Below are 23,065 nucleotides of genomic sequence, written 5' to 3' on the forward strand. Positions count from 1 at the left end.
TCATCATGGGATTCGTCAAACCCACCCTGCCCGATGTCGACCTCGAAGAATTCCTGGGCCTGCCGCTGCGCGACCGCCTCCGGATCATGTCCCTCAAATGGGTGGATCAAGGTTTCGGTGCGCCCCGCATGATCCATGTCATCTACATCGTCAAACTCGTGCTCTTCTATGCCGTCCTGGGCATCTTCATCGCCACGGCAACATCGGGTCTGCCCGCCTTCTGGCACGGGATCGGCTGGTGGAACCAGCCCATCGTCTACCAGAAGATCATCCTGTGGACGATCCTGCTGGAGCTGCTCGGGCTGGCCGGGTCCTGGGGACCCCTGGCGGGCAAGACCAAACCGATGACCGGAGGGTTCCGGTTCTGGGCCAAGCTCAACACCATTCGGCTTCGGCCGTGGAAGGCGGTGCCCTTCACCGACGGTGACAGGCGAACCTGGTTCGACATCATCGTCTACCTGGCGCTGGTCGCAGGCGTCGTGGTGGCGATGGTTTCCCCTGGTGTGCTGAGCGATTCGCTGACGGCGGTGCTACCAGCGAACACCTCGGGGCTGGTGAACCCGGTATTGCTGATCGTCCCGATCGTGCTGCTGGTGCTGATCGGCCTGCGAGACAAGACCATCTTCCTGGCCGCCCGCGGCGAACAGTACCTGCCTGCGCTGCTGTTCTTCGCCGTGCTGCCGTTCACCGACATGATCATCGCCGGCAAGCTGCTGATCGGCACGGTGTGGATCTGGGCCGGGATCTCGAAGTTCGGCCTGCATTTCACCAACGTCATCCCGCCGATGGTGAGCAACAGCCCGATGATCCCGTCCAGGTGGCTCAAACGCGCCCACTACCGGAACTATCCGGTAGATCTGCGGCCGTCGCACCTGTCCACCTTCATGGCTCACTGTCTCGGCAGCTTCGTGGAGATCGCGGCGCCCCTGACCCTGCTGTTGTCCCCGTGGCCGTGGCTGACCATCACCGCCGTCGTGGTCATGGTCGGATTCCACCTGTTCATCATCTCGACCTTTCCGCTGGCGGTCCCGGTGGAATGGAATGTGCTCTTCGCCTACGCGACCGTGTTCCTGTTCCTCGGGTTCCCGAACTGGGACGGCTACGCGGTGGGGGACATGTCGTCACCCTGGTTGACGGTCGCGTTGCTGGCCGGGTTGTGCTTCTTCCCGGTCCTGGGCAATCTCCGGCCCGATCTGGTGTCCTTCCTGCCGGCCATGCGGCAGTACGCGGGCAACTGGGCTTCGGCGGTGTGGACGTTCACCCCCGGCGCCGAGCAGAAGCTCAACCGGGTCACCCGGTCCTCGCCCAACACCGTCGACCAGTACATCGACTTCGGCTGGGACCCGGTCACCGCCGAAGTGTTCGCCCAGCAGGTGACGGCGTGGCGGGCCATGCACAGTCAGGGCCGCGGGCTGTACTCGGTGCTGCTGAAATCGCTGCCCGATATCGACACCCGCACCGTCCGGGAGGGCGAGATGTCGTGCAACACCATCATCGGCTTCAATTTCGGCGACGGACACCTGCACAATGAGGATCTGATCCGGGGCATCCAGACCGAAGCCCGGTTCGAACCGGGCGAGTTCGTCATCGCCTGGGTGGAATCGCAGCCCATCCACAAGAAGACCCAGGAGTACAAGGTGATCGACGCGGCCCTCGGCGTCATCGAACGCGGCACCTGGAATGTCGCCGACCTGGTGAACGAGCAGCCCTGGCTGCCCAACGGGCCGATCCCGCTGAACGTCACCTGGCAGCGAGCCGGAGCCAGTCGATGACATCCGCGGTGGTGGTGGGTGGCGGCCCGAACGGGCTGGCCGCCGCCATCACGCTGGCCCGGGCCGGCGTCGAGGTCACCGTGCTGGAGGCCGCCGATCAGATGGGCGGGGGTGTGCGGTCCGGGGAAGCGATCGTCCCCGGTCTGGTGCACGACCACTGCGCCGCCATTCACCCGATGGCCGTCGGCTCGGCTTTTCTCGCCGACCTGGATCTGGCACGGCACGGATTCCGTTGGCGCTGGCCCGAAGTCGACTGTGCACATCCACTCGATGGTGGCGGCGCCGCGCTGCTGCACCGCAGCGTCGACGACACCGCCGCGGGGTTGGGGCCCGACGGTGCGCGCTGGCGCGCGCTGTTCGCCGGTCCCGTCGGCCGGTTCGACCGGCTGTCGCAGGACATCATGGGACCGCTGCTGCATGTCCCGAAACATCCCCTGACGCTGGCACGTTTCGGTGCGCCGACGCTGCTACCCGCCGCGGCGCTGGCCCGGTTGTTCCGCACCCCGGCGGCAGCCGCGCTGTTCGGCGGTGTCGCCGCCCACACCTTCCGTCCCCTGCACTACCCGATGACGTCGGCGATCGGGCTCGGCATCATCACCGCCGGGCACCGGCACGGCTGGGCAGTCGCCGAGGGTGGCTCGCAGTCGCTCACCGATGCCCTCGCGGCCACGCTGTCCGAGCACGGCGGCGAGGTTCGGACCGGGGTGCGCGTCACCTCGGCGGCTCAGCTGCCCGCCGCCGACGTGGTGCTCTTCGATCTGGCGCCGACCGCTGTCGCCGATATCCTGGGTGACCGGCTGCCCCGGCGCGCAAGCCGGTCCTTGAGTAAATTCCGTTATGGCCCAGGGGCTTTCAAGGTCGACTTCGCGGTGCAGGGCGGGGTGCCGTGGCGCAATCCCGACGCCGGGCGGGCCGGCACCGTGCATCTGGGCGGTGATCTCGGCGAGATCGCGGCCACCGAACGCGACATCCACGCCGGCCGCATGCCGGCGCGGCCCTTCGTGCTCGTCGGCCAGCAGTATCTGGCCGACCCTGGCCGCTCGGTCGGGGACATCCATCCGGTGTACTCCTACGCCCATGTGCCGCACGGGTTCACCGGGGACGCCACCGAGGCCGTCATCGGTCAGTTCGAGCGGTTCGCCCCCGGGTTCCGCGACCGGGTGGTCGGCATGGCGGTCCGCTCCACCACCGAGATGTCGGTACACAACCCCAATTTCGTCGGCGGCGATATCTGTACCGGCGCCAAGGACATCCGCCAGCTGGTGTTCGGACCGCGGCCCACCCTGCACCCGTACCGGCTCGGGGTGCCCGGCACGTACCTGTGCTCCGGGGCCACCCCGCCCGGCCCCGGCGCGCACGGCATGTGCGGGGCCAACGCGGCCGCCGAGGCGCTGGCCTACCTGCGACGGTGATTCTCCTCGCGCTGCCGGCGCACCGTCCCTGATCAGGTGCGTCGCCCCCCCGTCTAGAGATGCGGCACCCCATCTCTGATCGGCCATTACACTTCGCCCATGCCGCTCGAGGAAGGCCAGGTGATCGCCGGGTACATCGTGGTGCGGTCACTCGGCGCCGGCGGTATGGGCGAGGTCTACCTGGCACAGCACCCGCGGCTACCCCGCCGGGACGCGCTCAAGGTCCTCGGCGCCACGGTGTGTGCCGACTCCGAATATCGGCAGCGTTTCGAGCGTGAGGCAGATATCGCCGCCACCCTCTGGCACCCGCACATCGTGGAGGTGCACGACCGCGGAGATGTCGACGGTCAGTTGTGGATCGCCATGGACTATGTCGAGGGCACCGACGCCGGCGCGCTGCTGGCCGAGCGCTACCCGAGCGGAATGCCGGCCGATGAGGTGGTGCGCATCGTCACTGCCGTCGCCGAAGCGCTCGACTACGCCCACCAGAAGGGGCTGCTGCACCGCGACGTCAAACCGGCCAACATCCTGATCGCCAACCCGGACACCTCCGATGAACGAGTCCTGTTGGCCGACTTCGGCATCGCCCGTCGTACCGGAGAGACCAGCAATCTCACCGGCACCAACATGACCGTGGGCACCGTCGCCTACGCGGCACCAGAACAGCTGACCGGTGCCGAGATCGACGGTCGTGCCGACCAGTACGCGCTGGCGTCGAGCGCGTACCAGTTGCTCACGGGGTCGCCACCCTTCCAGCATTCCAATCCGGCCGTGGTGATCAGCCAGCACCTGACCGCAAGCCCGCCACCCATCGGGGACCGCAGGCCGGAACTCTCCGGTCTGGGACCGGTTTTCGAGCGTGCCCTGGCCAAACATCCCGCCGAGCGGTACGGCAAGTGCGTGGACTTCGCCCGCGCCCTCGAACACCGGATCGGCACCGCCGGATCCGAGGCCACCATGCTCGCCGTCACGGCCTCCGGGCCGCGGCACGCCAAGGCACATCCCGCACCGGCCAGGTCCCGGTCCACGCTGGTGGTGTCCGCGGTGGCAGTGGCGCTCGTCGCCGTGATCGGGGCGGCGGTGGCGTTCGCACTGGGCGCCTTCGGCCGGCCCGGCGGCACACCGGCACCCGCGCAGACCAAGACTTCCACCGCGACGGCCGCCCCGCCGCCACCGGTGCTTTCGTCGCCGGCACCCGCCCAGGCGCCGGCGATACCCGTCGTCGTCGTCGGGGCCACCTGTGCCACCCTGGGCGCCGCCGGCGTCGCGGAGTCGGGAGCGCCCGCGTACTGCGCTCAGCTGCCGAACTCCGCGTCCATCATCTGGTCGCTGAGCCAGCAGGTCACCGAGCCGTCCGCACCCAGCGCCACCCCCGCCGAGGGCGAGCAGACCTATGCCCCCGAAACCGAGGGCCCGGTACGGGTCTGTGTGGACCAGACGCATCAGACCCGGCTGCGCTGTCTGGAGGACATTGTGCGCGGCAACGGCGGAGCCTGATGCCCCCTGAGGTGTCGCGGCCATCCGCCCCGGTCGACATCGCGGCAGGTATCGCGGCCACCGCGGTCGGCGGCGCCGTCGCGGTGTATCGCGGTGCCGAACGATTGCCCGTCCTCGGTGGCCTGCTGCACCAGGCCCGCACGGGACTGGCCGCCCGCGGTGAGCGCGCCCTGGAACCGGCCAAAGCGGCGGTGGCCGGTATCGCGGTGCAGATCGTCGAACGGGTCCTCGACCAACTCGACCTCAACGAGTTGGTGCGCACGCGGGTGGATCTGGTCGGGCTGGCCAACGAGGTGGTCGACGGTATCGACCTGCAGGCCATCATCAGGCAGTCCACGGAATCCGTCACCGCGGAGGTGATGACCGATGTGCGCAGCCAGGGCGAGCGGGCCGACGACTTGGTATCGGGTTTCGTCGACCGCCTGCTGGGGCGCGACCGTGACTGAGATCCGTGCCGCCGGCGTGGTGAGCCGTGGCGTGGCCGCGGTGATCGACCTGATCATCGTCGCGACGGTGCTGGCCGCGATCTATCTCGGCCTCATCCTGACCCGGCTGATGTTTCACCCCACCGCGTTCCGCGCGCCGACCATGGGCGCCGTCTTCTCCACCGCCGTGCTGTTCGGTGTCGCGGTCTGCTACCTGACGGCATGCTGGGCGGTATCGGGCTGCACCGTCGGATCGGTGACCATGGGATTACGGGTGATCGGCCGGCGCGGACGCCGACTGTCGCCGGCAGTGGCGCTGCTGCGGGCGGTGGCCTGTGTGCTGTTGCCCGTCGGGCTGTTATGGGTGGCCGTCGACCGGCACCGAAGATCCCTACAGGACATCGTGTTCGGCAGCCGGGTCGTTTACGCCCGGCCGTAGCGCAAACGGGGTTGGATGGCGGTATGTCCAATCATTTCACCGGGTTGTCCCTCGGCCCGCCGCTGGGCGATCAGCGGCTCGACCTGTGCGACCTGTACGCCTTCCAGTCACCTGCCAACCCCGCCCACACCGTGCTGATCCTCAACGCCAACCCCAGTGCCGACGCCTTGCACCCCGACGCCATCTACCGGCTGGCCGTGGACAACGACGGTGACCTGCGTAACGACATCGCGTTCAGCTATGTGTTCTCCGAACCTGCCGACGGCCGCCAGACCGTCGATGTGTACCTTGCCGTCGGCGACGAAGCCGAAGAACCGGAAGCGGTGGGGGAGAAGATCTTCGAATCCGTCCCGGTGTCCTTCGGCAAGGAACCCGTCATCGCACGCGAGGGCGAGTACATGTTCTTCGCGGGGGCGCGCAGCGATGCGTTCTTCTTCGATTTCGACGGGATCAAGAACCTGTTCGACATCACCGGCGGCCGCAATTTCACCGCACCGCACCTCGGCAGCGAATCACCCTGGACCGGTGTGGATTCCGACACCGAAGCCAACGTGATGGCCTTTGTGCTGGAGCTGCCGACCGCCATGCTGGGCGCTGCCCCGGACATCCGGATCTGGGGTCGCTGCAGCGTGCGCCGCGACGGCGAACTTGTGCACGTGGACCGGGCCGGGCACCCGTCGGTGAGCAGCTTCTTCAACACCGATGAGACCAAGGAGGAGTACAACGCCAGTGAGCCCGTCGCCGATCGTGCCCGCTGGCTGGGGCAGTTCGTCCACCTGCTCGGACACACCGGCGGCTACTCACACGACGAGGCCGTGGAAGCGATCGACGCCGAGGGCATCCTGCCCGACATGCTCACCTTCGACCCGGCCACACCCGCCAGGTACCCGAACGGTCGGACGTTCACCGACGATGTCATCGATTACCGACTGGCCTCGCTGACCAGGGGTGACTGCCCGCCGAGTGGTCTGCGCCCGCACACCGACACCCTGGAGGTGTTCCCCTACCTCGGCACACCGCACTAGATCCGGCCCGGGCGCCCTCGCGTCGACAACCCGTCGGGCCATTGAGTACCCTCCTTGATGCAAATGGTAATCGTTTCCACTAGTGATGAGTGGGTCGGCGAGCGTCAGGCCGACGAGGACGACACATCCGCAACGGGGAAGGGCTGACCTGATGGTGTGGCACGTGGTGCTGATGAAAGCGGGAACGACGGTGGTGACCGGTGCGGTCGGAGCGGCCGCCTACGCGGCGATCCGCAAAGCGGCGGCGAAGGTCCCGGCGAGGGAGGCCACCGTGGCTGCCACCGCGTTGGGGCTGCGGGGCGTGCGCAAGGCGGAGGAGAGCGCCGAGCGCGCCCGGCTCGTCGTCGGCGATGTGGTGGCAGAGGCGCGGGAGCGGATCGGTGAAGAGGCCCGGCCGCCGGCGGTCACCGGACATGAGCACGAGCACGAGCACTGAGGTGCACACGGTGCCGGCTGTGGTATCGAATGCGGCCGGTCGACTCCGGTTGCAAACCAACGACTTCCGTAACGACACGCGCCGCGCCGTCCTCATCGAGGACACCGTGCTGCGCGTCAAGGGTGTGCGTGCTGCGCATGCCTATCCGCGGACCGGCGCCGTGGTCATCTGGTTCTCGCCGGCCCGGGCCGAGGTCGAGACCCTGGTGGCGGCGGTGACCGATGCGCTGGCGATGCCGCCGGCGCTTGTCCCTGCCAGGGTCCCGCATTCCGCGGACGTCAGTAACGGCGACCTCGTGCGAATGGGGCTCGGGGGTTTTGCGCTGGCAGCCCTCGGCGTGCGGCGGTACGTACTCGGCCGGCCGGCCATTCTGGGCCCCACCAGCCGGCGGTTCGCCACGGCAGTCACCATCTTCACCGGATATCCGTTCCTGCGTGGCGCGCTGCGGGCACTCGGCGGCGGTCGGGCCATGGGTACCGATGTGCTGGTGTCCGCGGCGACGCTCGCCAGCCTGGTATTGCGCGAGAACGTCGTCGCACTGACGGTGTTGTGGTTGCTCAATATCGGTGAATACCTTCAAGATCTGACATTGCGGCGGACCCGGCGGGCCATCGCAGACCTGTTGACCGGAAACCAGGACACCGCATGGGTCCGGCTGCCGGACGGCACCGAGGTGCAGGTCGCCGTCGACAGCCTCGCGGTCGGTGACGAGGTCGTCGTGCACGAACGGATCGCCGTACCGGTGGACGGCGAGATCGTCGATGGAGACGGGGTGATCGACCAATCGGCGATCACCGGCGAGACGCTGCCCGTCGCGGTGCGGACCGGCGATCGAGTGCATGCCGGGTCGGTGGTGATGCAGGGCCGCGTCGTCGTCCGGGCCGGCGCAGTCGGCTCGGAGACCGCCATCGGCCGGATCATCGCCCGGGTCGAGGAGGCCCAGCATGACCGCGCGCCGATCCAGACCGTAGGGGAGAACTTCTCTCGCCGGTTCGTGCCGGGGTCGTTCCTCTTGGCCGGTGTGACGCTGGTGCTCACCAGGGATGTGCGCCGGGCGATGACGATGCTGCTGGTGGCGTGTCCGTGTGCCGTGGGACTGGCCACGCCCACGGCCATCAGTGCGGCGATCGGGAACGGCGCGCGGCGCGGGATCCTGGTCAAGGGCGGCTCGCATCTTGAGCTCGCCGGTCAGGTCGACGCCGTGGTGTTCGACAAGACCGGAACGTTGACGATAGGCCGGCCTGTCGTGACCAATGTGGTTGCTTTCCACAAGGATTGGCAGCCGGACGAGGTGCTGGCATACGCGGCGAGCTCCGAGATCCACGCCAGGCATCCGCTGGCCCAGGCCGTGATCCGATCGACCGAGGAGCGGCACATCGTCATTCCGCCGCATGAGGAATGCGAGGTGCTGGTGGGCCTCGGCATGCGTACCCGGGCGGACGGCCGCACATTGCTGCTGGGCAGCCCGGCGCTGCTGCGCCAGGAGAAGGTGCGAGTCAGCAAGAAGGCGACGGAATGGGTCTCCCGGTTGCAGCGTCAGGCCGAGACACCGCTGCTGCTGGCCGTGGACGGGGTGCTGGTCGGGTTGATCAGCCTGCGCGACGAGGTGCGACCGGAGGCGCAGGAGGTCCTGGCCGCTCTACGGGAGGCGGGTATCGGCCGGATCGTCATGCTGACCGGTGATCACCCGGAAACTGCGCGCGCGGTGGCGGAGGAACTCGGTATCACCGAGTGGCAGGCGGAGGTGCTGCCGGAGGACAAGTTGGACGCGGTGCGCGCGCTGCGAGAAGCCGGCCATGTGGTGGCCGTGGTGGGTGACGGTGTGAACGACGCACCGGCGCTGGCGGCCGCCGACATCGGGATCGCGATGGGACTTGGCGGCACCGATGTGGCCGTCGAGACGGCCGACATCGCGCTGGCCGGTGACGATCTCCGCCGACTCCTGGATGTGCGGACGCTCGGGGCGGGCGCTGTCACGGTCATCAAACAGAACTATGCGATGTCCATCGCGGTCAACGCGATCGGCCTTGCCGTCGGCGCGGGCGGCGCCTTGTCGCCGGTCTTGGCCGCCGTGCTGCACAACATGTCCTCCGTCGCGGTGGTGGCGAACAGCTCCCGGTTGATCAGGGCTGAACTCAAGGGCTGACGGCGGTCGCGCCTCCCTGCTACGGTGTCTGTAACGATCCTTACAGACTTGGAGTGCCGGTGACGCGCACACAGACCAAACGCCAGCAACAGGGTGAGAGCTCCCGCGGGCAGATTCTCGACGCCGCGGAGCGGCTGATGTCCACGCAGGGCTATGCAGCCACCTCGATCAGTCATATCCGCGCGGAATGCGGCCTGCCGGCGAGCTCCATCTACTGGCATTTCGGTTCCAAAGAAGGCGTGTTGGCCGCGGTCATGGAACGCGGTGCCGAGCGGTTCTTCGCGCAGATCCCACGCCACGGGGATCTCGAGACCACCCGTGCGGCCGCGGCGAAGCTGCTCGCCGAGCATCCCGAATTCCTGAGATTGACCTACATCCTCTCGCTGGAGCGCAGTGCGGACCCCGCGGTCGGTGCGGCGGTCCGCCGGGTCCGTGACACCGCGATCGCAGGCTTCCGCGACGTGATCAGGCAGATGATTCCCGCCGGGGTGGAGCACGAGCGCACCGAACGGGTGGTCGCCGAACTCGCGAGCTTTGCCACCGCGCTGTCCGACGGGGTGTTCTTCGCCGATCACCTCGAGCCGGAGTCCACCGACGTCGACCGGATGTACACCCGCATGTTTCAAGCCGTCGCGGCGCTGATTCCCATCCTCCTGGAGGAGACATGACCACCAGATCCGTCATCATCACCGGAGCCAACGCGGGCCTCGGGCTGGAGTGCGCCCGGGCTATCCTCGCGGCCGATGAGAGCTGGCACGTCGTGCTCGCTGTACGCGACCCACAACGCGGTGCGGCGGCCGTCGCCGAACTAGGGACACCGGATCGATGCACGGTACTGCCGTGCGACCTCGCCTCGCTGCAATCGGTGCGGGCCTTCCCCGCCGTCTTCGCCGAAGCGGGCCTGCCCCCGTTGCATGCCCTCGTGTGCAACGCCGGTCTGCAGATCGTGTCCGGCTTGCAGCAGACCGCCGACGGCGTCGAGATGACCTTCGGTGTCAACCATCTCGGACATTTCGCGCTGGTCGACGGACTGCTCGAGCACCTCGTCGCGCCCGCCCGGATCGTGCTGGTGGCCAGCGGCACCCACGATCCCGAGAAGCTGACCGGGATGCCGCACCCCGCGTACACCTCTGCTGAGGAGCTGGCCCACCCGCAACCCGGTGCTCCCATCGACGGCAGGCGCAGATACACCACCTCGAAGCTGTGCAACGTGCTGTTCGCCTATGAGCTCGACCGCAGGCTCGGCCACGGTGACCGCGGCATCACGGTGACGGCGTTCGACCCGGGCTTGATGCCGGCCTCCGGACTGTCCCGCGACTACAGCCCGGCGCAGAAGGTGCTCTGGCGCATGGTGTCCCCGCTGCTGCGCGTGCTGCCCAACGTCCACAGCGTCGCCACGTCGGGCGCAAACCTGGCCGCACTTGCCGTCGATCCGAGGTTCGCCCATGTCACCGGAGAGTATTTCGAGGGCGCCAAACCCATTCGTTCGTCCGCGGATTCGTATGACACCGCCAAGGCGCGCGATCTATGGGATACCAGCGAGCGGCTGGCTGCGCTGTAGTCCAGGACGGTGTCACTCAGATCGGGTCGAGGGCCAGCCAGTCATCGACCATGAAGGCATCACCACGGGCGACGATGGTCGCACCGCCGTGGCCCGGGTAGTGCGCGGGGATCACCACGGCGCGCCGGCGGGCCGCCTCGGTGAAGATGCGTTTGCGCGTGGCCACCGCTGCCGGCCCGTCGACATCGAACGCGCACGGGTCGGCGGGACGCGGAATCTGGATGGGGCAGTGGGTGAGGTCGCCGACGAACACCGCCGGCTTACCCGCGTCCAGCCAGAGCACCGAGGAGCCCGGCGTATGTCCGGGCGCCGGACGCAGCCACACCGATTCGCTCAATTGATGTTCGCCGGAGAACAATTCGACCTGACCCGCCGCGTATACCGGGGCCACACTGTCGTCGAACACGATGGCCGCGGCCTCATCGGCGCCCGGGCCACCCGGCTCGAAGTGCCGGAAGTCCGCCTCGGGCAACAGATATCGGGCGTTGGGGAAGAACGGCACCCAGGCATCGGCGCTGCGCCAGGTGTTCCAGCCGACGTGATCGCTGTGCAGATGGGTGTTGATCACCACGTCCACACTCTCGGGTGGCACACCCGCGCGGGCGAGTGCGCCGGGGAAGTCGGTGTCCAGGTGGTCGAGCACCGCTACGGCGCGCCGGCGACCGTTGCCGACGCCGGTGTCGATCAGGATCCGCAGCCCGTCGACGTCGACCACCCAGGACTGCACGATGACGCGCCAACGCTGCGTGTCCGGCTGATAGAACGTGGGTACCAGCAGGTCGGCGTGCTCACTCCAGGCTTGCGCCGGGGTATGGGCGAAGACCGCGGACGTCGGTTCGAACATCGTCTCCACCACGCGGGTGAGCACGGCGGCACCGAGGCGGACTGTGTCGGCCATACCCCGACCGTACGGTGATATCGGGTAGGTTGCGGTGAAGGCGCGCAGGAACGCCCGACGTCCGCTCGAAGGGGCTCAGCCCTCCTGCCGCAGCACCTGATCGAAGCCGACCTCTTCTCGGCCCGACTTCGCGGACACCGGGCTTGCGAGAGGAGGCCGTCATGGCCAGCACCCTGCCCGACAATCCGTCCCTGGATCGGCTCAAACGAGAGGCCCGCGCCCTACAGCGGGCCGAGATCGCTTCTGGTCGTGAGCGCTACGCCCTGCACGAAGCCCAGTTGACGGTGGCCCGTGGTTACGGCTTCGCCGGCTGGCCGGCAATGGTGCGGTATCTGAAGGTCGCGGCCGGGCTGAGCGTCGACCCCGGCGCCGTCGAGGAGGACGGGCTCGCCCCGCCGGACCTGTTCTGCGCGTTGGCGTCATTGCGGTATGACGCCGACGACGCCCCGCCCCGGTGGCATGCCGCGGCGGATCTGCTGGCCGCGCGCCCCGAGTTGGTGCGCGACCACATCTGGGCCGCCGCCGCGGCCGCCGATCCGGACGCACTGCGGTACCACCTGCGCACCACCCAGCCCACCGCCAAGGGCGGACCCTACGGCTGGTCGCCGTTGATGTACCTGGCCTACAGCCGGGTGCCCGGTGACTCCGTCTCGGCTGCGCTGATCCTGCTCGACGCCGGAGCCGATCCCGACGACGGCTATCTGTGGCGCGGGATGGCCACCCCGTTCACGGTGCTCACCGGAGTGTTCGGGGAGGGCGAGCAGGGGACGCGCCGGCAGCCTCGACACCCCCACGCCGAGGAACTGGCCACCTTGTTACTGCAGCGCGGGGCGCACCCGGCGGATCAGCAGACCCTGTACAACCGGATGTTCGGCGCCGACGACTCGCACCTGCGCCTGTTGTTCGCCCATGGTCTGGCCGACGCGGCCCCGAGCCCGTGGGAACGCCGGCTCGGTCCGGCCATGGAAACCCGCGAGCAGATGTGGCGCAGGCAGGTGGACTGGGCGGCCGAGCACGGGTTCGCCGACCGCCTGGCCCTGCTCGGCCACCACGGTGTCGACATATCGACCGCCCGAGTGCCACCGGTGGGCTTCCCCGCCGACCCCAACCTGCGTGACGACGAGGGCGCCACGCCGCTGCACCACGCGGCGTGGGCCGGGAACCTCGAGCTGATCGCGCGGCTACTCGAGGCAGGCGCCGACCCGACCATCACCGACCTGAGATTCGGTGCGACACCGCTGGGCTGGGCCGAATACGCCTATCAGACCGAGGCCGCCGACCTGCTGCGCGGTACTACGGCTTGATCCGGATCTGCCCCGGCGAGTACAGGCCCGAGTGCGTCGCCGTGCCCAGGTCGATCTCGGCGGGCGCGGCATCGACGATGGTCTCGAACTTGCGCAGCGAACCCCAGTCCCGGCCCCAGTCCTTGTTCAGGTACGTCGCCATCAGATGCGCCCGCAGCAGTAGATCACTGATCCCGAGCAGACCGCCGTTGACGCCGTCCTGCCAGGTGTCGGTGTCCTTCATCTTGGCGTTGTAGTCCGGCGTGATGCGGTACTTGGGCACATCGGTGACACCGTTGGCGTGCAGCATCGGCTGCTGGCACGGGAAGGCCAGGCCGACCGCCCAGTCCATCAGCACCGGCTGCGTAGACCCGAGGTACTCCTGGATCGTCTTGACCTGTGGCACTCGCGGCGGGGTGATGGCCACCCAATCACCCTGGGACAGCGACTTGTCCTCGGCCACCACGCGAACGAACGTCGCGTCGGCCGGGATCTGGCGGCGGTCATAGCGCAGGTTGCGCCACGAGGGCAGCGGGCCGATGTCGTAGGGCACCACGCGCCCGGCGGGCACGGGAGCACCGTCGGGACCGGGGCGGCCGTACTCGAGTTCGACCGGCTGGCCCTGGGTGAGGCCGTTGAAGATGCTGTTACCGGTGATGGTGCCTGCCGCGGTCACGACCACCAGCGGATGTCCGGCGTCCGGCGGCGGCAGCTGGTACCACGCCGAGGCCAGCCGGGCCTCCTGCTGGGCCGGGCCCTCGACGAAGCTCCCGGCCAGCGGCACCTTGGCGGGGTCCAGACCGTAGGGCAGCGGCACGGTCGAGCCGTTGATCCCCGGGGTCTTCAGCTTGACCGGCGCATCCCAGTCGTAGTCGGTGCCGGGCATCGGTAGGGTCAGCCGGATCGCTTCGGCGACAATGTGATCCGGGACGCCGTTAGGGGTGAAGCCGACCGGCTTGACGCCGCCCAGCGGGCCGAGCGGGCCGTAATCGCCCGGCAGTGCCGTCAGGAATCCCTCGTTGGGATCCGGCTCGACCAACACGTTGTCGGCCAGCCCGCATCCGCCGGCGAGCGCTTCGACATTCGACGACGCGTTCGTGTAGGTGCCGTGCTGACGCACCACGCCGAACAGCATCGACGCCACGAATACCGTGACCATGAATCCGGCCGCGATCGGCACGGGCGCCGCCGTGAGCAGGCGGATCACCCTGCTCTCGCCGCGGTCGCGGGGCGCCAAATGCAGCAGGAACGCCCACACCGCGGTGATCACGAACAGCGCGAAGAAGATTGCGCTGACGGTGATTCCGCCGATCTGGGGCTTGTCGTTGTTGAACGGCACCCCGTAGCTCGACACGTACCACCAGCCGTTGGTGGTGGCGAAGCACAGCGCCAGCACGAACAACACGGAAGCCGTGAACGCCATCCGGTTTCGCGCCGAACGCAGCACCGCGCGCGAGGCAAGCACCGTCACCACCGCGGCCATGGCCGCGCCCACGGCGGCGAACAGGCCGAAGTGGTGCACCCATTTGGTGGGGGTGAACATCAGGCAGAACACCGTCGCGAAGATGATGCCCATCAGCCGCCATACCGGGCCGCGGGCCACGCCGGGAATCCGCTTGCGGCGCAACATGATGAACATCGACGCGAATAGGCTCAGCGCGGTGATCATGAAGCCGAACCGCCGCGACACCGAACCGTCCACGGTGGGCAGGATCAGGTAGTAGTAGCGCAGGTTCTCGGTGTACCACTCCTGGCTCGGCCCGATCGCGGTCCGAATCCTGGTGGCCTCCATCACCGTCGCCAGCGTCTGGTCGGCGAACACCACGCACAGGATGACGGTGCCCGCGGCCAGCAGCGGCAGGATCAGCGGCCACAGCCCGACCCGGCGGCGGCGCTGCACCAGGATGCGCAGTACCGGCCGGCCACCGGCCAGCAGGGCCGCCACGGCGATCAGGCCGGTGGGCTGGATACCGAGGGTGAACGCCGCGGAGATGATCGCCATGGCCGCCGGAGTGAGCCGGCCCGAGATGATGGCGCGTTCGATCAGCACGTAGGTGATCAGCGCGCCGGTGGCGATCTGGCCTTCCGGGCGCAGCCCGTTGTTGAACGGCATCCACGCGCCCATCAGGACGAAACCCGCCGCCCACAGCGCGGGCCGGCTCGCGATGACGGCGGGCCCCAGCCGGGGCAGCACCTCACGCGAGAGCAGCAGCCAGCACACCAGCGCGCACACCAGGTCCGGCAGCCGCATCCAGATGCTGGCATCGCTGACGTGCGTCATCAGGGCGAGCAGGTTGTAGAACCAGCCGAACGGATCCTCCGGGCTGCCGAACCAGCGGAAGTAGTTCGACATGTAGCCGGCATGGTCGGCGACCCGGGCCATCTGCAGGATGTAGCCGTCGTCGGAGGAGTTGGCGCCGATCACATGCCACAGCAGGAACCCACCGACGACGACACCGTCGACCGGGGTCGCGGTGCGCCAGCGGGTCGGGATGATCCGCTGCATCCGCCGGCCGTCGAGCTGATCCAGGCGCCACAACGCGAACAGCGCCACCACGGTGGCCACGATGCCGAGCACGATCGCGGCGAGCTTGAGTGCGGTGGGTTTGGTGGTGAACCGGGTGTCGATCGTCGCCGACAGCGAAAGGCCCTGCGGTGCAGGACCGGTCAGTTCGGTGAACACCCCGACTATGCCGGGGCGCAGATTCGGGTCGGCAAAGCCGCTGCGGATATCGCCGCCGGGCAGCCCGACGAACGTCGCGAACGTCCCGTCCTTCGAGGAGGTGATCTCGATGCGCTGGCACGCCTCGGCTTTGGCGCGCGGCACACTCGCGATCACCACGTTGCGGTCGGTGATATCGACACGCGAGCCGGTGACGTTGACGAACAAGGAGTTGAGCGCGGCCTGCTTACCCGACTTGGGGGCCGTGCCGAACACCAGCGCCCCGGCCGGCGGCACCGACCTGATGACCTCGCACGGCACGGTCGCCGTCATCTGCACCGGTGTCTGGGTGATCAGCGGCGCGGTCACGCTGTTCAGTTGGCCCGCCTGCGGCCAGTTCAGCGTCGCCGTGGTCTGCACCACGGGCAGCAGCGGTGTGGCCACCGCACACAGGAAACCGACGAGACCGGCGATCATCGCGATCCATCGGGTGAGCTTCACGTCGTCTCTCACATTCACGGCTTCGGTCACGGCAGCGCCCTGATCGGCCCGGGCCTACTCCAGCCGAACACCCGCTGGGTGCCCTGGTCGATGGCGGCCATGGGCGCCTGGGCCGGCGGCACCACCGGGTCGTAGCGTTCCAGTGAGCCCCAGTCGCGGTACCAGTCGTTGTTCAGGTACGTCGGGATGGACGACGTGCGCAACAACGCCTGGATGAACAGGAAGGGGCCACCCTTCTGGGCGGACTGCCACATGTTCGACGACACCACCACTTGTTTGACGTTGGGCAGGATGCGGTACTGCGGAAGCTCGGCGACGCCGAGGTGTTCGGAGAACGGCCGCTGGCACGGGAAGTTCGCGGCGGTGGCGATGTCCAGCATCACCGGCGTCTGCGAGCCGAGGAACTGTTGGGCGGTCTGCAGTTGCGGCACCCGCGGTGGGGTGAAACCGAACCACTGGTCGTCGGACAGGTTCGGGTCGTCGGCCACCAGGCGCGCGACGTTGGCCTCCGGCGGCGCCCATGCCAACGGGAAACGCAGGTTGCGCCATGCGTACTGGGCGAACACGTCGATGGGCTGGACCGCAGCGAGGGCCTGGTAGCTGCCGTCGGGACGGTGCACACCCCACTGCAGCTTCAGCGACTGCCCGTAGTGGAAGTCGCCTTCCTCGTCGTAGTACCAGATGGCGCCGGCCGCGGCGACGGTCACCAGCGGGCGGTCCGCGGTACGTGGCGGCAGCTGGTACCAGGCCGAGGTGGCCTTGGCAGCGGTGGAGTTCTCCTTGTAGCTGCCCATCACCGGGGTGCGAGCGGGATCGAGTCCGAACGGCAGGAACACATTCGAGCCGTTCACCCCGACCGGTCCGTAGCCGCCGCCGGTGCCGGCCGCGTACGCGATCCCGACATTGGGCTTGTTGGGGGATCCGTCGGAGTTCACGGTGCCCGGGTTGGCCACCACCGGTTTGGGCGGCTCGAGGGTGTCGCTGATACCGGCGGGGGTGAACCCGACCGGGTTCTCGCCGCCGAGCGGTCCGTACTTGCCGTACGTCTGGCCCGGAACCGGTTGCAGCATACCGGCATTGGGGTCGGCCTCGACCAGGACGTCGTCGGCCATCCCGCAGCTGGCGCTCGACAGCCCGGAGGTCAGCGCCGACATGTTCGCCTTGGCGTTGGTGTACGCGGGATAGCGCTGTACGAATCCCTTTGCCATGGAGCCGACTTCGAGCACCACCATGATGATGGCCACCACCAGCAGCGGGGTCGACGCGAGCACGCGGTTGCGCCGGGTGTCGGCCACCTCGGTGTGCCCGGCGTAGTCGATGCGGAAGTGCAGCCAGCCGGCCAACACCCCGGTGATGATCGCCAGCGCCAGGAACATCGTGGTGACCGGCTGGCCGGCCAGCACCGGCTGGCGGTCGAACCAGGGCACCCCGTAGTTGCCGGTGTAGAACCAGCCGTTGATACCGGAGGTCGCCCACGCCAGCACGAACAGCAGCGCGGTGACATACAGGGCGAGATTCCGGCGGCTGTGCAGACCCACCCGCGCGAACGTGAAGGCGGTCACCGCACCGAACGCGCCGGAGATCCCGGCGAACGCACCGAACTGCACGGCCCACTTGGTCGGTGTGAAGGTCAGCAGCAGCAGGCCCACGGCGCATATCCCGATCAACCGCCACATCGGCCCGCCCGCCAGACCGGGGATCCGACCCTTGCGCAGCAGCACCGCGATCATGCCGAACAGGCACAGCATCAACACCAGGACCGAGAACCGCCGCGTCAGGGAGCCGTCGGTGCTGTCCTCCACGGTGAGGAAGTAGTAGCGCAGGAATTCCTGGTACCAGGAGATGGTCGGGCCGACGGTGTACTTGATCCGTACCGCCTCGGCGACACTCGCCAGGGTCTGGCTTCGGAACACGATCACCGCCAGCAGCGACGCCGCGGCCGCGAACGCGGCCAGCGCGGGCAGCACCGCGCGCCGGTCCCTCAGCACCGTGACGATCGCGCGCCCACCGACCAGCAGGGGGGCCAGCGCCAGGATGCCCTGCGGGGCCAGCGTCACGGTGAACACCGCGAGCACGACGGCGAGCGCCGCGGGCCACAGCCGGCGGGTCCCGATGGTGAGCTCGACGAGTGCCCACACCGCCAGGACACCGAAGGCGATCAGCGGTTCGGGGCGCAGACCGTTGTTGAACGGGAACCAGGCGGCAAGGAATACCGCAGCCGCCGTCCAGACCGCGATGCGATTGGTGGCCAGCCGGCGGCCCAACCGGGGAATGAGCCAGCGTGACAGCAGGATCCACGTCCCGATGCCGGCCAGGAGTGCGGGCAGCCGCATCCACACGCCGGCGGTGCTGAGGGCGGCGAAGTGGCTGAGCACCGACTGGTACCAGTCGAACGGGGCCTCCGAGGTGCCGAAATAGCGGTAGTAGTTGGCGACGTAGCCGGCGTCACCGGACACCCGGGCCATCGTCAGGTTGTAACCGTCATCGGAGGAGATGGCGCCGATCACGTGCCACACCAACAGTCCGCCGAGCACGGCGGCATCGGCGGTCCAGGTGGCCCAACCGACCCGCCAGAACCGTCGCCACACGTGCCGGATCCGGTGGGTGGCGCCGCGGTCCAGCACGGCCAGCATCACGATCGAGATCAGCACGCTCAGCACGCCGAGACCCATGACCGCGGCTTTGAGTGCCGTCGGTGTGGAGATGAACCGGGTGTCGATGTCCACCCGGGCGCCCAGACCCTGCTGCGGGGCCACCTTGAGATCGGTGAAGATCCCGGCGACTTGTGGCTTCTTCTCGATCGCCGCGGTACCCGCCGCGCCGGGGATCCCGATGAAATCTGCGCCGACGCCGCCGGTGTTGGCCCAGATGTGCAGCGTGCTGCAGGCGCCCGCGCTGACGGCGGCGCGCGGCGCGACCGCGGTGACGGTATCGCGGAAGGCCACGAAGACGGTGTCGGCGGTGGCGCGGGCGAACAGGCCGTTACGGGTGGCGTCGATACCTCCGGGCGGGATGGTGGCGAACACCAGACCGCCGGAGGCCGGAAGGGTGGCCACCGCCTGGCACGGGATCGAGACATCGAGGGCCAGCGGGGCACCGGACACCAGCGGCGCCGTCAGGTCCCCGACGAATCCGTCTGCGGTGGGGGCCTGGGGCCAGGTGATGGTGGCGGTGGTCTGCTTGACCGGGAGGAGCGGGGTCAAGGCACACAGCAGCAGGCCGACGATGCCCGCGATGATGGCGACGAGTCGGGTAGTCCTGGCGGGCACGAGGCTCAAGAGTATGCGACGTAGCTATGGGCGCTGCCCGCCGACCCGCGGCGGTGTCCCAAGTTTTGTCCGCGCCTTATGCGCGCTGCGCGGTGGAACGGGATCGGGCGGGACCGAGCGCCGCCAGGGCGGCGTCGCCGCCGTAATGGGCGAGCACCCGGGGGTCCATGGTCCGGCGCCACAGCGGCGTGCACCAGGCCAGCACCAGCATGGTGCCGTAGCCGTACGGCAACTGCGGTGCTTGGTCGGCGGGCCGCAGGGTCTGATACCGGCGCTGCGGATTGGTGTGATGGTCGGAATGGCGCTGCAGGTGGAACAGGAACACATTGGCGATCAGCGTGTCGCTGTTCCAGGAGTGCTGGGGCCCCACCCGCTCGTACCGGCCACTGGCCAGCCGCTGGCGGCGCAGCCCGTAGTGCTCCAGATAGTTCACCGACTCCAGCAGGCACACCCCGATGATGGCCTGACCGATCAGCCAGGGCGCGATGACGATGCCGAACCACACACTCAGTCCGAGGAACAGGGCGAGGGTCATTAGCCAGGCGTTGAGTACCTCGTTCTTGAGGATCCAGCGCAGAGACCATCTCGGTGTGCCGGCCCGGGCCAGCCGTTCGCCCTCCAGACGCCAGGCCGAGCACACGCCGCCCAGGACCGAGCGGGGGATGAAGTGGACCAGGGGCTCGCCGAGGCGGGCGCTGGCGGGGTCCTCGACCGTCGCGACCCGGACGTGGTGGCCCCGGTTGTGTTCGACGAAGAAATGTCCGTAGCCGGTCTGCGCCAGCGCGATCTTGCTGAGGCGCCGCTCAGCGGTCGCCCGACGGTGACCAAGCTCATGTGCGGCGTTGATCGAGATCCCGCCCACGATGCCGACGGTGACCATCAACCCGACTTTGTCCAGCGTGTGCATGGTGACCCAGCCGCCGCCGCTCCACAGCCAACATGCGAACACCAGCGACAGATACTGGTTGGGTAGGTAGAGGTAGGTCACCCAGCGGTAGAAGGCATCGTCCTCGAGCCACTCCAGGGTCTTCTCGGACTCACGGGAATTATCGCTTCCGACCAGGTGATCGACGACAGGGATGATGATGAAGGCCATGAGCGGACCGACCCACCAGAACACCTCCTGGCCGGTCACATGGACTAGTAGCCACGCGAAAGGAACCAGGCCGGGCACGATGGCACCGAGCAACCAGAGGTATCGCTTCGCGTCACGCCAGGCCGGCGTGCGGAGGCCTTCTTGATCTGCCACGTTATTCCTTGCCATTGATTCGAGTTCTTTGCTGTGGTGACTATTTAACCTGGAACCCGGCGGAACGCAAACGCGAACGACGGCCAGGGAAGTATTTGCTGAGAGGGTATGTGTGACACTACCGCGAGATAAGTTAACAAGGCGTAAATTTCTGGGCGCCGCCACAGGGATCGCGCTTGGCGGCATGGGCGCGGGTGCCTATCTCCTCTCTCGGACGGAACATCGTCCGGACTCGCGCCGGCATTACCCCGCCATCGTGATCGGCAGTGGTTACGGCGGCGGAGTGAGTGCCCTGCGACTCGGCCAGGCCGGCGTCGAGACCCTCATCCTGGAGCGGGGCAGGTTGTGGGACACCCCCGACGCGGACGGTAAACGGTTCACCAAGATGCTTCCCGCCGACACCCGTGCGGGTTGGTTCTCCGACGTCCCGCCCAGCATCGTGACGTCGTTCCGGGGAGTTTCCATCGACGCCGTCGCCGCCCATAACCCGTCCTCCCAGCCCAAGCAGGCCGGGATTTGCGAGAAGGTCACCCACGGTGCCCACCATGTGTTCCACGGCGTCGGGGTGGGCGGTGGCTCGATGGTGAACGCCGCCATCGCGGCGATCCCGACCCCGGACCAGGTGCGGGCGGCCTTCCCCGATATCGATCCCACGGAATTCCTCGGCACCTATATGGACCGCGCCAGGACGGCGCTGCGGATCAGCTACCGGAACATGGACTGGTTCGAGCAGACCCCGTACTTCCAGTACGCCAGGGTGGGTCGCGCGTACGCCCAGACCGCCGGCTACAAGGTGGACTACAACGGCAGCGCGTATTCGTTCGACTACATGATGCGTGAGGCCAACGGTGAGGTGCCGCTTTCCGCCCTGGACTGGGAGTGCCAGTTCGGCAACAACTACGGCCGCGACGGCAGTGTCGACCAGACGTATATCGCCGCGGCGATCAAGACCGGCAAGGTGACGTTGCAACCGCTGACCGAGGTCACCGGAATTCGGCGGGAGCGCTCCGGTGAGTACGTGGTGTCCACCCGGCGCATAGACCGGTGGGGCGCCGAACAGTCCCGCGACGAATTCGGTTGTGACCAGCTCTATCTCGCCGCCGGTGTGCTGGGCACCAACCAGCTCCTGCTCCGCGCCCGCGATACCGGCACGCTGTCGGACCTGTCCGACGAGATCGGCCGCGGCTACGGCAACAACGGGGATCTGATGCTCGCGCACAACCTCAAGGACAGCGATCCTGCGGGCACCAAACAGTCCCTGCTGGGCATGATCAATCTCGACGGCCGCGACGACCCGGTGAACCCGGTGTACGCCAGCATGTTCTCGCTGCCGCTGCCCATCGAGACGCACGCGCTGGGGTACTACGTGATGGTCAAGACCGGCGATCGCTCCGACATCACCTTCGACAAGGCGTCGGATTCCATTCGGATCGACTGGCCCCAAAGCCACACCGACCATCTGATCGAGCGGGCCAAGATCGTGTTCGACAAGCTCACCGCGGCCAACGGCGTCGACTATCGCGACGACCTGTTCTCAGGAGAAGCCTTCGCCTCCAACACCGTTCACCCGCTGGGTGGGTGTGTGCGGGGTAAGGCCACCGACGCGTTCGGCCGGGTCAACGGCTATGACAATCTGTTCGTCAACGACGCGTCACTGATTCCGGGCTATATCGGCTGTAATCCGTACATGTCGATCACCGCACTGGCCGAGCGCAACATCGAGGGGATCCTGGCCGGCCGGCACTAAGGACTGGGCGGCGCCGCACCGGCTTCGGCGGGTAGCGGTGCGTCCGCGGACGGAGGTGCCGCCTCGACCGGTGTTTCCCCCGTCGCTGCGCTCGCCCCGGTACTTCCACCCGTCGCTGCGCTCGCCCCGGTACTTCCACCCGTCGCTGCGCTCGCCCCGCCCGGCGGCTGGTAGTACGGGCTGTCCGGCTTGGGCACGTTCACCCCGAAATGCGCATCCTCGTTCTGCCGGTCCGGACGCACACCGTCGATGATGTCGCGCAGCGGCGGCAGATTGATCGGCTTGTCGGTGACCGGCGGCACGGCCGGCAGGTCCACCGGCTGATCGGCGCGGTCCAGCGCCGGCGGGACGACCGCCTGGGCCACCTGGAAGGCGGCGTTGTTGAGCGCCGGGTCGCCCGCCGCCGGATTGGGCGGGAGCGCGCCGGGCACCAACGCACTCAACGGGTTGACGCCGGGCGCGGTACTGCCGGGTATCGCGCCGCCGTGCAGGCCCTGGTTCAGTGCGGCGAGTTGGGGGCCGGCCACAGCGGCAAGCAGCTGCAGCGGATTGGGCGGAACGGCCGGTGCGGGCGCCGCGGGTGGGGCGACGACCGTCACCGCGGCCGGGACCGCCGGTGCGGCGGGTGCCGGGGGCAACTGCGGAGCGGCCGGCGGCGGTGGTGCAGCCGGTGCTGCGGCAGCGTCGGGCGCCGGGGCGGCCTGCGGAGCCGGCGCCTCCGCGGCGGCCGGGGCCACGTTGGC

The 23,065-nt window shown here is 68.4% G+C and carries 17 protein-coding genes; 12 read left to right on the forward strand and 5 right to left on the reverse strand.

Features of this window, described 5'->3' with window-relative positions; translation table 11 throughout:
- The first annotated feature begins 5 nt into the window (after nt 1–5).
- The 10 genes from FHU31_RS30950 to FHU31_RS30995 all read left to right on the forward strand — a co-directional run bounded on the left by FHU31_RS30950 (nt 6) and on the right by FHU31_RS30995 (nt 10,713).
- Nucleotides 6–1,772: a DUF3556 domain-containing protein gene (locus FHU31_RS30950; RefSeq protein WP_167165248.1), complete on the forward strand. Its 1,767-nt coding sequence runs from the start codon at nt 6–8 to the stop codon at nt 1,770–1,772.
- Nucleotides 1,769–3,184: a phytoene desaturase family protein gene (locus tag FHU31_RS30955; RefSeq protein ID WP_167165250.1), complete on the forward strand. Its 1,416-nt coding sequence runs from the start codon at nt 1,769–1,771 to the stop codon at nt 3,182–3,184. The genes FHU31_RS30950 and FHU31_RS30955 overlap by 4 nt, the downstream gene beginning before the upstream one ends.
- A 99-nt stretch (nt 3,185–3,283) precedes the next feature.
- A complete protein-coding gene (locus tag FHU31_RS30960; protein ID WP_167165252.1) occupies nt 3,284–4,681 on the forward strand; it encodes a serine/threonine-protein kinase in 1,398 nt (465 codons plus the stop codon).
- Nucleotides 4,681–5,127, forward strand: coding sequence for a hypothetical protein (locus tag FHU31_RS30965; RefSeq protein ID WP_167165254.1), 447 nt, complete (start codon nt 4,681–4,683; stop codon nt 5,125–5,127). Before FHU31_RS30960 ends, FHU31_RS30965 begins: the two co-directional genes overlap by 1 nt.
- Nucleotides 5,120–5,545: an RDD family protein gene (locus FHU31_RS30970; RefSeq protein WP_263987882.1), complete on the forward strand. Its 426-nt coding sequence runs from the start codon at nt 5,120–5,122 to the stop codon at nt 5,543–5,545. The genes FHU31_RS30965 and FHU31_RS30970 overlap by 8 nt, the downstream gene beginning before the upstream one ends.
- Nucleotides 5,546–5,568: 23 nt before the next feature.
- Complete coding sequence (locus FHU31_RS30975; protein ID WP_167165258.1) at nt 5,569–6,570, forward strand: DUF4331 family protein; 1,002 nt, start codon at nt 5,569–5,571, stop codon at nt 6,568–6,570.
- 151 nt (nt 6,571–6,721) lie between these two features.
- Entirely contained in the window at nt 6,722–7,006 is a 285-nt protein-coding gene (locus tag FHU31_RS30980) for a DUF1490 family protein (protein ID WP_167165260.1), read from the forward strand.
- Nucleotides 6,984–9,152 (forward strand): heavy metal translocating P-type ATPase, encoded by a 2,169-nt coding sequence (locus tag FHU31_RS30985; RefSeq protein WP_167165262.1) that lies wholly within the window; start codon nt 6,984–6,986, stop codon nt 9,150–9,152. The genes FHU31_RS30980 and FHU31_RS30985 overlap by 23 nt, the downstream gene beginning before the upstream one ends.
- A 53-nt stretch (nt 9,153–9,205) precedes the next feature.
- Nucleotides 9,206–9,820 (forward strand): TetR/AcrR family transcriptional regulator, encoded by a 615-nt coding sequence (locus FHU31_RS30990; RefSeq protein ID WP_409371191.1) that lies wholly within the window; start codon nt 9,206–9,208, stop codon nt 9,818–9,820.
- Nucleotides 9,817–10,713 carry an SDR family NAD(P)-dependent oxidoreductase gene (locus FHU31_RS30995; RefSeq protein ID WP_167165264.1) on the forward strand — a complete coding sequence of 299 codons (897 nt, stop codon included), beginning with the start codon at nt 9,817–9,819 and terminating at the stop codon, nt 10,711–10,713. The genes FHU31_RS30990 and FHU31_RS30995 overlap by 4 nt, the downstream gene beginning before the upstream one ends.
- A gap of 16 nt (nt 10,714–10,729) precedes the next feature.
- On the opposite strand, the gene FHU31_RS31000 is transcribed toward FHU31_RS30995, so the two are convergent.
- Nucleotides 10,730–11,611: an MBL fold metallo-hydrolase gene (locus FHU31_RS31000; RefSeq protein WP_167165266.1), complete on the reverse strand. Its 882-nt coding sequence runs from the start codon at nt 11,609–11,611 to the stop codon at nt 10,730–10,732.
- A gap of 161 nt (nt 11,612–11,772) precedes the next feature.
- Between FHU31_RS31000 and FHU31_RS31005 the strand changes: the two genes are divergently transcribed.
- Nucleotides 11,773–12,915: an ankyrin repeat domain-containing protein gene (locus FHU31_RS31005; protein ID WP_167165268.1), complete on the forward strand. Its 1,143-nt coding sequence runs from the start codon at nt 11,773–11,775 to the stop codon at nt 12,913–12,915.
- Here the strand turns inward: FHU31_RS31005 and FHU31_RS31010 are convergent.
- The 3 genes from FHU31_RS31010 to FHU31_RS31020 all read right to left on the reverse strand — a co-directional run bounded on the left by FHU31_RS31010 (nt 12,905) and on the right by FHU31_RS31020 (nt 20,590).
- Nucleotides 12,905–16,033 (reverse strand): arabinosyltransferase domain-containing protein, encoded by a 3,129-nt coding sequence (locus FHU31_RS31010; RefSeq protein WP_167165332.1) that lies wholly within the window; start codon nt 16,031–16,033, stop codon nt 12,905–12,907. The two genes, FHU31_RS31005 and FHU31_RS31010, sit on opposite strands and share 11 nt — an antisense overlap.
- A 50-nt stretch (nt 16,034–16,083) precedes the next feature.
- Entirely contained in the window at nt 16,084–19,326 is a 3,243-nt protein-coding gene (locus tag FHU31_RS31015; protein ID WP_167165270.1) for an arabinosyltransferase domain-containing protein, read from the reverse strand.
- A gap of 76 nt (nt 19,327–19,402) precedes the next feature.
- Complete coding sequence (locus tag FHU31_RS31020) at nt 19,403–20,590, reverse strand: alkane 1-monooxygenase (RefSeq protein ID WP_167165272.1); 1,188 nt, start codon at nt 20,588–20,590, stop codon at nt 19,403–19,405.
- A gap of 241 nt (nt 20,591–20,831) precedes the next feature.
- Here FHU31_RS31020 and FHU31_RS31025 point away from each other — a divergent pair, with 241 nt between their 5' ends.
- Entirely contained in the window at nt 20,832–22,322 is a 1,491-nt protein-coding gene (locus tag FHU31_RS31025; RefSeq protein ID WP_263987879.1) for a GMC oxidoreductase, read from the forward strand.
- On the opposite strand, the gene FHU31_RS31030 is transcribed toward FHU31_RS31025, so the two are convergent.
- On the reverse strand, nt 22,319–23,059 hold the full coding sequence (locus FHU31_RS31030; protein ID WP_167165276.1) for a hypothetical protein: 741 nt from the start codon (nt 23,057–23,059) through the stop codon (nt 22,319–22,321). The two genes, FHU31_RS31025 and FHU31_RS31030, sit on opposite strands and share 4 nt — an antisense overlap.
- Nucleotides 23,060–23,065 lie beyond the last annotated feature (6 nt).

It is taken from the genome of Mycolicibacterium fluoranthenivorans (assembly GCF_011758805.1).
GTDB classification, from domain to species: Bacteria; Actinomycetota; Actinomycetes; order Mycobacteriales; family Mycobacteriaceae; genus Mycobacterium; species Mycobacterium fluoranthenivorans.